The organism is Ruminococcus sp. FC2018 (assembly GCF_000621805.1).
Classification (GTDB): Bacteria; Bacillota; Clostridia; order Oscillospirales; family Ruminococcaceae; genus Hominimerdicola.
In genome coordinates this window covers 84383-95312 of record NZ_JHXH01000005.1, presented here as the reverse complement: position 1 = coordinate 95312, position 10930 = coordinate 84383, and the positions used below count along the sequence as shown (strand labels likewise).

7 protein-coding genes are annotated in these 10930 nt (G+C 46.6%); 1 reads left to right on the top strand and 6 read right to left on the bottom strand.

All coding sequences use genetic code 11. The features are described 5' to 3' along the window. Window positions 1-24: 24 nt before the first annotated feature. From T494_RS0104880 to T494_RS0104855, 6 genes are all read right to left on the bottom strand, one after another. Window positions 25-2571: an Mbov_0396 family ICE element transmembrane protein gene (locus T494_RS0104880; protein WP_028505328.1), complete on the bottom strand. Its 2547-nt coding sequence runs from the start codon at window positions 2569-2571 to the stop codon at window positions 25-27. 4 nt (window positions 2572-2575) lie between these two features. Next, on the bottom strand, window positions 2576-3520 hold the full coding sequence (locus T494_RS0104875) for a hypothetical protein (RefSeq protein WP_028505327.1): 945 nt from the start codon (window positions 3518-3520) through the stop codon (window positions 2576-2578). A gap of 28 nt (window positions 3521-3548) precedes the next feature. Further along, complete coding sequence (locus tag T494_RS12320; RefSeq protein ID WP_051540091.1) at window positions 3549-5561, bottom strand: type IV secretory system conjugative DNA transfer family protein; 2013 nt, start codon at window positions 5559-5561, stop codon at window positions 3549-3551. Next, entirely contained in the window at window positions 5558-7402 is a 1845-nt protein-coding gene (locus T494_RS0104865) for a hypothetical protein (RefSeq protein ID WP_028505326.1), read from the bottom strand. Before T494_RS0104865 ends, T494_RS12320 begins: the two co-directional genes overlap by 4 nt. 34 nt (window positions 7403-7436) lie before the next feature. Further along, window positions 7437-7829, bottom strand: coding sequence for an Mbov_0395 family pilin-like conjugal transfer protein (locus T494_RS12315; RefSeq protein WP_242836387.1), 393 nt, complete (start codon window positions 7827-7829; stop codon window positions 7437-7439). A gap of 112 nt (window positions 7830-7941) precedes the next feature. Beyond that, complete coding sequence (locus T494_RS0104855; protein WP_028505325.1) at window positions 7942-8418, bottom strand: sigma-70 family RNA polymerase sigma factor; 477 nt, start codon at window positions 8416-8418, stop codon at window positions 7942-7944. 211 nt (window positions 8419-8629) lie between these two features. Between T494_RS0104855 and T494_RS0104850 the strand changes: the two genes are divergently transcribed. Further along, window positions 8630-10786: a hypothetical protein gene (locus T494_RS0104850; protein ID WP_028505324.1), complete on the top strand. Its 2157-nt coding sequence runs from the start codon at window positions 8630-8632 to the stop codon at window positions 10784-10786. The last annotated feature ends 144 nt before the right edge of the window (window positions 10787-10930 follow it).

Below are 10930 nucleotides of genomic sequence, written 5' to 3'. Positions count from 1 at the left end.
CCTTTCATAAATAGTTGTTTTGTTTTAAGGGTTACCTTTCCTTGGCGGAGGAGGCTTGATATTATTGTTCTTTTTATTCTTACTGAGCATATCGGCATAGAATACAGAGCCTACCGGCGGGTCTTCGGGTTCTCCGCCTCTTCTTGCTGCTCTTACTGCTTTGTTCACATCGGCAGAATCCTTGAGCCTGCCCATATCGTCATAAGGCAGCATTGACTTGGTCTTTGCATCAAGCTTGTGAGTGTCATAATACTCGGGCGGGATAATTATCGGCCCTTTTTGTGGTAAAATATCGTTTCCCTGAGCGGGATCTATTCCCACAGCTTTGAGCATTTCATCAAGTTCTTTGCTCTGCTGAGCAAGGTCGCCCTGATTGTGCGGCAGCGCATCGCCGCCCTCATCGAACAGTTTTTGCACTTGCGGATCAAGCTGACGTGAATGGTTTGCTGCTCCACTGCCAGCTGCTCCACTGCCAGCTGCTCCACTGCCAGCTGCACCACTGCCAGCTGCTCCACTGCCAGTTGCATCGCCACCCGGCGGATTATCCTTCTTGTACTTATTAAGAAGTGCCTTCATTGCGGGATCGGGCACTCTTTTGCGCACGTTACCGCCTGCTGCGCCGCTTCTTCTATTATTAACATTTCCGTTGGCATCAACACCAAACAGTTTTTGTTCCGCTTTACTATACGGACCCTTTTGACCACCGATCCCCGGTCTTTGAGGAGGGGGTTGCTGAGATTTTTTCTGAGCCTGACCTGCCAGGTATCCTCCGACTGCGTTTCGGAAATTCCTTTGTTCGTTACGCTCCTGTTCTGCTTGCTGCTTCTGTTTGGCGTCATCCTGCCTTTTCAGGTCCTCGGGAGATGAAACTGCAGCGTTTGAGAGTTTATCCTCAATCCCGCTGAAGCCCATAGCCACCCTTGATGCCGTATTAGAAATAGCGCCGACAAGCGGTCTGAACGGCAATGCGGCAGTTCTGCCTACTGCACTGAGAGTTCCCTTTGCAAGACCCATAGCCTTGCCTGCCACAGCTGTAACAGGAGCTGCAGCGGCACCTTCCACCTTGCTTTGTGCGGCACTTGCAAGTCTGCCCACTGTACTTCCCTTAACATCTTGTGCGGTGCTGCCCGCCATGATCGACTGCCACCCTGCATTGTCTGCAAGGATACCTGTAAGCAGTCCGTTTGCCTTTTCGATAGCCACTGTTCCTGCCCATATCATAACCAGCTTGCCCATGGTACTGATGACCGAGTTTTCTGTGAGCTGAAGGCTGGGTCTCATAACGATAGGAACAAATATCAGGAATATTCTCATAGAGATCACTGTTGCGAACACAGAAAATGCCTGGACTATGAAGGCTGTAAGCCATTGCTTGAACTTGCCTCCGTCATCAAGCGGCGAGACCGCTATGATAGGCGGTGCGATTATGTACAAAAACAGAAGATTGAATATCCGCACTATACAGTTCACAATTATGATCGCCATATTTACCACTATGGCGATGCCCACCAGATAGATAAGCAGATAGTTCATCCTTGTGAACGAAACATAGAAATCCTCATTGACCTGATCCAGGTCATATATGCTCTTATCGCCCATATAATACGGTGCTCGCACATTGTCCAGCATATCCGGATTTTTATTGAACGCATCGTTCTTTGCGGCGGCGTTATTGCCTATACCCATTGTACCGCTGAGGAAAAGGACACGATCCAGCGAAACTTCATCTTTATTATACTGACGAGTCCTGTCATACTCCTGCAGAGCATGGAAGCTGTAATCGTTCATAAGGATCTGCTTGCAGTGATTAAGCGCATTGGCAATACTTTCCTCGTATTTATCCACAGGCTGTTCCTTATTGAAATCCGCAGCCGTAGCCAGCTCCTGCAAAACGGACTGCCAGGTGTTTTTCTGCTTACCGTTTTCCGTATCGGTATAGTAGTAATCAAAAACTCCCGTATCGGAAAGATATTTAAGATCTGCCCTGATCTCATTATAGCAGGTGTTCAGATTATACCTGTTATTGCTCGACGGGTTAAGCGAGTAGTTGCCCACGGTATTGAATATCCTTCCCATGGCAGCAAACTGCTCGTTGGTATACTCGATATGAGTGCTGCCGTCCACAAGGGTGGGGGCGTTGTTAAAGACATCGTTTACAGAGTCCATAAGCACATTTGTAAAGCTTATGGTTATGGTCATAAACAGCGAAAGGCTGATGATAATAAAGATGCTTCGCATAAAAGAACGCAGTATCTGTCCGTGGGACTGGCGCATCTTGTCATCCAGGTCAAAGCCCTTGCGTGTTACAGCCATAATGGTGAATATAAACACCATGACTATACCGATAGCCGCCATGCCCCAGTAGATCGCATTAACGACCTTATTGCCGAAGAACACGTTTATCAGGTACTCATCGTTATTATTATATTTTGCGGGTGTGATACCTGTAAAAACGCCGAAAAGCTGCTGAAGCCAGCTAATAAACAGGCACACTATCCTTTCGATCGCATACAGTAAACGACCGAGAAAATTATCCAGTTTTTCAATCAGCTGGTCTACAACGCCGCTCATACTTTTATCTCACTCTCAATTTCTTTCTTGACCAGATCATATATCCGATCGCTGCTGCTATTACTGCCAAAAACAAAATGCCGAACAAAAGTCCCTGATAATTAAGGTAGAACTTTATTTCAAATGTTTCTGTCACTGTATTTCCCGCATCGTCTGTTATAGTAAGCTCATATTTCCCCGGAAGTGTCAGCGTGTCATCCTCGGGAAACTTGTAATCCTCACCGTTGAGCAGTACGCTGAACGTATCGTCCTTTGAATAGTCCTTTACAGTGACGGGACCTCTGGCATAACCGTCCTTCACTCCATCAAGAGTAACATCAGGCGGATCGTGGTCTATTGTGACGCTTAGTCCGTAATCTTTTCCCGTTAGGTTACAGTGGTATGTAATGACATAATCCCCATTTTGCGACATATCCACAACACTCACGTCCTTGAACGTTTCCTCTTTGCCGGAGATATGAAGCTCTTTAAGGTCGAAGCCAAGGGGAAGCTTATAGCTGTTGATCGATCCCGTTTTCTTAGGGACTATGGTAAAGGAAAGAATCTGCTGATCTATCCCTGCTCCGGTAACGACCAGTGCGTATTTTCCTTCTTTGTCGATTTTTTTATAGTCAATGTCCGAATCCTCTTTACCGTCAAGGTAGAGAACGCTTGAAAGACTGCTGTCCACCTCGAGGCTGACCGGATCTGTGGTTATCATTCCGTCAGCAACGCTGGAGGTAACAGTCAGATTGCTGTTTGGTGCTGTATAGATAAACATTTCCGAGTCTGTATCGTAGAGGCTTCCGTCTGCCAGAGCAATGCTCTGCCGGTCGGATGATTCTTCGCTGCTTGAGGGTTTGCCGGTGTATATATCCACTTCGCCCTCGTAGTCCATATCCACTCCGCCCACGACGTTTGTCGCCATGACCAATGCCATAGACAGTGATACCAGCTTAGCCGCCAACATTGCTTACACTCCCTTCATGTTTATTCTGTCAGCTTGTTTCTCCGAGAACTATCTCATTTCTCACTTCAAGGTCGTAGTACACCTCATTTGCTCTGAACATATGACTTCTCAGCTCGCCCATGTCCATAGTGCCCATTTTGTAATAGGGGCATTGATAGCTTGGTGTATACTTGGTTTTAAGGGGATAATTACCAAAGGTAACTATAATAGCATTACCTGTAGATTCTTTATTATTGAGCATCTGAAGCTCGCTTGGGTAAATAAGCGGTCGTACCTGCGTCTGGCTGGAAAGATTTATATCCCCTTCCTTGCCGCCGATAGCAGAAGATGTGCTTGTGGTTCTCACGGTCATATTTCCGCACAGCTTTGAGAACTCCTCGCAGGTGCCTATATCGTTTGAACCGATAAACATTTTCATTCCACAGTTGGATTTAACGATATCAGCGACCTCGTTTCCATAGACATTTGAAAGCTGGGAATATGACTGAACGACCATATTGAACCATATCTTTCTGGAGCGACCTACGGTTATCATCTTATCAAATTTCTCGATCTTAGGCATATTACCGAACTCGTCCAGAATAAAATAAACGTTTCTGGGAAGTGAAAGATCCTCTCTTGCAGAGGCAACTTTGATAAGCGCCTTATACATACAAAGTACAAACACAGCCGCAAGACCATGCCTGGTATCCTTTTCGTCGGGTATCTTCAGAAACAGTGCGGTGGGTTTATCCGCAAACGATGCCGCATCCACATCAGTTGCACTGGTAAGACCACACAGTCCACGGTCATTGAACATATTGAGTTTATCAAAGGTTATGGACATATAGGACGAAAGAGTGGTATCCGCAGCGGAAAGCACCTGTCTGGACAGGGTATACGCCTGGGAGAGCTTATTTCTGCCTTTGAAGTAATCTTTAAGTGCCTGAAACTCGTTCTCGGAGTTGGTAAGTGCTTTATTGATATTAAAAAAGTTGAACTTTTCCTTGGTCATGTCAAGTCTTGGGTCTTCCGAATCCTCAAGCATAGCCAGGCAGGTCGCCATTATAATAGAGCGGGCGCCTTTTTCCCACACCGGGTCCTTCTCATTTTCCACCGGGCAGATAACAGATATCAGGTCATTTAAGTCCTCATACATTTCGTCATATACCTGCTGCCGGCGCACCGATACATCGTCCTGACAGTGGGTCGGATCGGCGTAGGCATTTCCTCGCCACTCGAACCACATCTCTCCCTCCCGGGCATCTCCGTCAGGACGCTTGAGGTCGGGATATTCGTTCATGCTGTCTCTGTGGGCAATAATGCCCTTTCCCATCTGAGCATAGTCCTGATACATATCCCAGATGTCGCCAAGGGGATTCCAGCGGCTTGAGGAATAGGTATCACGCAGATCCAGCAGCAGCACATTATAGCCCCGCTCCTTTAAGAACTGGGAATGAAGGGAGAAAAGCTCGCCCTTTGGGTCTGTCATTATCATAGAGCTGCCGCAGTCGGTAGCACCAAGCAGCTGTATCATCGGGTTAATGAAAGTAGTGGTCTTACCTGAACCGGTAGCACCTATTATAAGGCTGTGGGCACCGGAAAGGAAGTTGACCTGAAGCTTTTTGTTTTTATCCAGCACCGCTCTGACGGGTATTCCGTCCTTCTTGCAGTCTTTCAAATCATCATAAACATACTCCGGGAAAAAGCTGTCACGCTCTTTATCGGTAAGAAATCGGCTGTTTTCAAGTCCGCCCTTTACCACATCTATTTTGCCGTCCTTGCCCAGAAGACCTTTGCCTGTACCCAGCATAAGGTCAAGATTATTGCTTGAAAAAAGCCATATCACCCCGATAGCCACCACTGCTACAAAGCCGATGAGCCATGTAGTAGCGCTGAGGAAATACTCGGGGTGAACTTTAAAGCTCCTATCAGGACCCAGGGAACTTATGAAATCCATAAGGGTGCGCACACCAAATCCGCCGAGCCCCTGAATGAGCACAGCTATTATAATGTTTCGGATTATTGTTTTCTTCGGGATCTTGCTGAAAAATTCCCTCATATCGTAAGCGTCTCCGTTTTCAATCTTTTGTCAAAGTGGTTGTCGTCCAGCAATGCGCTGGAGCTCACCAGATAATGCGGCTTGCCGGCATCTGAGATCTTATCGGGAAGATATGCTCCCTGGGTGCCGGGCTTTGCGGTAATACTTGCCTTCGCCAGCTGACCTGACAGCGAACCGGTGTTGTTGTTCAAAAAGTAACTGCTGTACTTTGGCAGCATATCAAGCTGCTCGGTAGGAGCAAGCTTCCAGCTAGTTACAATATTCGCTTTTTCATCGTATATATAGCTGAAGCCGTGCTCGTCAAATGCTTTAAGGACTGTTTGTTTCTGCGAATAAGTCAGTTTGCTCATATCAGTGGCACTCTCTTTGAAATTTCCCATAAACCACGAGCCATAGGTTTTTGAATTGTCATAGCACTCCACCCTTGCGCCTTCGCCCAGGCGCATAGCGCCGTACACCAGCAGTCCCTGGTTTATGAGCGTGGAGTTCTCGTCCATATAAAATGGGACGATATTTCCCACTTCATCATTCATACCTGCATAAAGTGCTCCGCCTTCTTTGATGATAATATCGCCGCCGAGACATTTTATTGTGCCGCAGCCGTTTTTGGAGGGGGTAGAGCCTGAACGGAAGGGATACACATTTCCGCCCTTTTTTATAAGGATAGTGCCGCCCTTATTTATTATCGTTCCATTGTTGATAAGATCGCCGCTTATGCTTAAAACGCCGCCCTTTTCAATGGTAAGCGTTTTTCCGTTGGGGATCATTACACCATTTTGCGACTGGATATCACCTTTGGCGTCAACATAATCGTTTGCAGAGATAGAAAGGATCTGTCCGCTGCCCACAGTGGTATCCTCCATAACGGCAGAGTAACGGAAAGCCTCGCCGAAATAGATATCAGCTGTCTCGGCATCGGCGGTGAACTGGTCGTTGAAATAGCCTCCGCCAAAATCGAACTTTGATTCTCCTATAAAGAAATTATCCTGCAACACGAGATAAACGCTCGGGTCGCTGGTGTTATAATCATATATGTGATACTGACCTTTGCCGTCGTTCTGAAAAACGATATTCTCATAGGACGCAACACGCTCATTCTCCTTGGTAAGCTTCATCTGACCGCTTTTCTGGGCGGAACTGGCTTTTTCCGCTCCGTTGGGAAGATTGATGATATAATCGCTTTTGGTAGACATAAGCGAAGTCGCTGCCGCATCCTTGCCGTTGGAAATGCCGATCATGAAATAGGGACACTTGGTATATTCTTCAATTCCCCCATAACGAGCAAAGGTGCAGTTATAATTACTGGTCGTATAGAACACGTTTTTGTTGATACCGTCCTTCAGTTCTTGGTAATTTGCGGTATCGTGAGCCTTCAAAGCAGCTGCACCGTTGGGGTCAACATTAAGGTTCGTTCCCTTGTATGAAGAGAATCTGCGGTCGTTATAGTCGGAAAGAGGGAAGATCCCGTTTCCGTCTCTGCCAAACCATTTCGCACCCTCGATGACTGCATGGGCATCCTGGAGATAGATCTCAGATGGCGCAGCAGGGTTGAGCACCTTTGATCTGCTTGCTCCCCACAGCGTGAGCAGCGGATGCCATTTATTATCCTTGGGATAATTATTACCGTTGAACCTTTCCCAGCGATAGAAAATGATCTCCCCCAGCACATCGTCAAGCACCTTGCCGCCCACGGCATTGTTGCTTTCATCGGTGGTGCTGCTTTCGGCTGCATATACGGTGTTATAGGGCGCAGCAGTGCTTTGCACCGCCGTTAGCAAAGCCAGGGCAGCACAAAGCACCGAAAACATTATTCTCTTTTTCCTAAGACAGAGCAGTTTCATTCAGACCATCCTTAAGCAGATCTTAAGACAATTATCATTTTTTCCCTGAATTTTTATTCATCCAGTCTGTGAAGATAGGTGTTGCGATACGCAGTGCAACGATAAGCACAAAGATAAGAACAAAGCCGATGATAGCACTCTTGAGGTGCTGCTTTGCCTTCTCACGCTCCTGTGGCTCCTCAGCCTTTGAATACTTCAGACCCAGGCTTACGCAGAATATTGCTCCCACAGCTGCAACAAGCGGGATAAGTACGTTCAATACATTTTTGAGCAGGTCGATGATCGGGGTCGTAACATCGTTAAGTGAAGCCTCTGATGAATCATCTTTAGCAGCAAAGGCTGTGATCATCATTGTTGAGCACGCAGTCATTGCTCCCATAACTCTGGCTGCCAGAAACATTGTCTTCTTCTTTACGGTATTTTTCATTGTAAAAACCTCCATATAATATTGTTTTCTTACTTTCTCCGCTGCCGTGATCCGCGGCACGCAAAGGCTGATTATTATGACTGTCGGAAATTGTGCCTGCACAAAAGGGTCGTTACGCCCCGGCAAGCAAGACTTTAAGTTTTTCCCGCCCACGCAGCAGCTGTGATTTCACGGTATTAACGGACTTTTGCAGCATCTGTGCGATCTCGGCGGTGGACAGCTCGTTGAAATAATACAGTTCTATTATCTCTCTGAAATCATCATCCAGCTGCCTGAGAGCCTCTTTTACTGCAAGCATATCCTCCACGCTTGTATCCCATGCCGCAGAAAGAGGTTCGTCACCGAACATATCGTCATTGATCTCCTCGGTGTACTTTCGCTTCATGAGAAACTCCTTGGAAGCATTGACCGTGACACGCAAAAGCCACGCCTTGCGGTGTTCCTCGCTGTCAAAGCTGCGCTGACGCCTGAAATAGCGATAAAACACATCGGAATAGACGTCATCTGCGTCGGTTCTGTTGCGGACATAGCGCATAGCTACGCCGTAGATCATGTCACTGTAGGTCTTGACCATTTCTTCGTCATTCATAAGTAATACCCTGCTTTTTTTAGTTTGGGTGCAGCAAAAAACATTCTGCCGCCAGCTTATACACCTTAATTATACATTATAAAATAAAAAAAGTCATTTACCAATCTGGTACAAGCGCATTTTACACAAAACTACAAAATTATTTTCCCCCTGCACCCTTATCTGCCTGCAGCGGGTATTACTTACATAAGGAACAAAGGAGGTCGTTCATATGCCTGATTTACTTATTCAGGAGCCGGAAGAAATAAAGGAATTTTCCATTACCGAAAAGCTCAGATACTATAAAGAACACAATTTGCCTCAGGGCGTTGCCCAGATCTTTATTGATCTTTATAAAGAGCAGTTCAAAAGCGAGGAACACGACAACAGTAAGATCAAACAAGCAGAGGAATATCTCAATACCCTATCTGTAAAAGATAAGGCAAATAACAATGAATTTCTTGCAGAAAACAAAGACTTTCTTGTCGGCGTGTGGAAGCATTTTTGGAACTATCGTGCAGAATTTGCACTGGAATACGACCAAAAGCTCAGATACTGGGAGGATAAGATCAGAAAGGGAGAGATCCCCAACGCTTATATGATCGCCGATGAACCAAAGCGTGTCACCCAGCTTGCTCACGATCTTGTAGCAGCACAGTACGGGACCGACATAGACTGCCTGCCCTTTATCGCTATATCTCTGAGACAGTGCTTTGGTTTCAACAACGCTAATCTGGACGGTCAGGAAATGGAAGATGCGCTGAACACAATGCAGGACCAGTTCCTGGCGGATAGTGCCAAAGAAAAGGGCATCGCCGTCGAGAAAATGTACGAACTTATCCAGCTCACAAGCGAGCACGATCCAAATGACGCAAAAACAGGTCTGAGACCTAAGCAGAATTTCAAAGAAGGAGAAGACATCTTTGAATGGGTCGATCCCCTTATCACCCAGATCCAGGGAAAGACTCCGGATCAGCTTTACGACAGAGCACAGGAGCTCACAAAAAAGATCGAGGAATCAAGAAGATTTGTCAAGGATATTAAGCAGAGCGTTAAAAACGCCAAAAAGATGCTCGCAAAGCTTGAAGCCGCACGCAAGCCCGGAGAACCCCAGCTGGACGATGAAGGCAATCCCATAGACACCAATTCCGATTCCTACAGACAGCTGCATGAGGCATTGGAAAATTACTGCAAGATCGGAACAAAAGAGTTTAAGGTGACACTTCCCGACGGCAGCGTAGTTAATTCAGACCACTATGACAAGTTTGTGCTTAAAGATGCGACCGACAAGCTGATGGAAGCAGCCGCAAACTACGAGCGTGAGCACAGCGGTGCTGCCCACCTGTTCCAGTCCAACTGGGGCTATGGCAAGGACAGACTGGATATTTCACGGCAAGCAATACAGCTTTGCAAATTCAACGAAGAATACATTAAAAAGAATTCTGCAAAAAACGAGATCACATCGGAGTTTGAAAAAGAGCTGAAGTTAATCCACGCAGAGCAGAAACACAGAGGTCTGTCGATCATCCCGATCAACAACGTCAAGAGCGGCTTTGCAAACGAGATAGATAAAACCGCAGAAAAGCTCAGAATAAGTGTGGGCAAAAACGCCGTAAGCTCCGATGCATATGCAGATCTGTTCGACCTTACCGACAACAGCCAGCGACTTTGCCGCAGACTTGAAAATGCCACGCTTAGAAATGACATCAAAACTGCCAGAAAGGTCGCTATGGAGCTTGAAGAGCATTCAAGAAAGGTTATCCAAAAGCTGGATTCCTGCAAGGACTATGAAAATGCGAACAAGCCCTCTGCTACCGATACATCAGACGGCAAGACCGCTCGTAAGGAAATGATAGAAAGCCTTAAAACGACCATGCACAACATTCGTGACTACACGGTCAATCTTGGCAAAGTGCTGAAGCCTGAGGTTGAAAAGCTGATCCGCATCGAAAGTGCGCAGGCTATCATCGGATTTTCAAACCAGCAGACCGAAGCTGAGAGAACCAGGCTTTCTAAAATGGACGCTGAGCGTGTGATCTCCAGCGAGGGAAAAAAGGAGCTTCACAAGGGACTTGCCGTTATCGTTACAAATCATCTCCTGAAAACAGGCAACGCAAACGCCCTTGCAGTCAAGATATCAAAGACCGAGGAGGGCTACAATGCCCTCGTAAACGATCTGACGACAAGCAGATCTTTCATAAAAGCTGCCGGCAGCATCAGAAACAAAAAGGATCTGGACGTATTTCTCCAGGACAAGGCAGGAGCTGCAAAGCTTGCTGACAAGTTCCTTGTGAACCTTTCCCGGGAGAAGAGCCTTAAAGATCGGAATGGAGCTACAGAAGAAGGTCCTGCCAAGACAGTTGGCAAAAACACGATCATGTTAAAATAATCCACCGTAAAGCCAAATGACTGCGATATCCTCGCAGTCATTTTTTTCGCTCAGATCCCCCGGCGGCAGATATAACAAAGTGCCCGTACCCGTTTGTATGAACGCTTTTGCTCCTGATATATTCAGTGCCTCACAGTTCTTCTG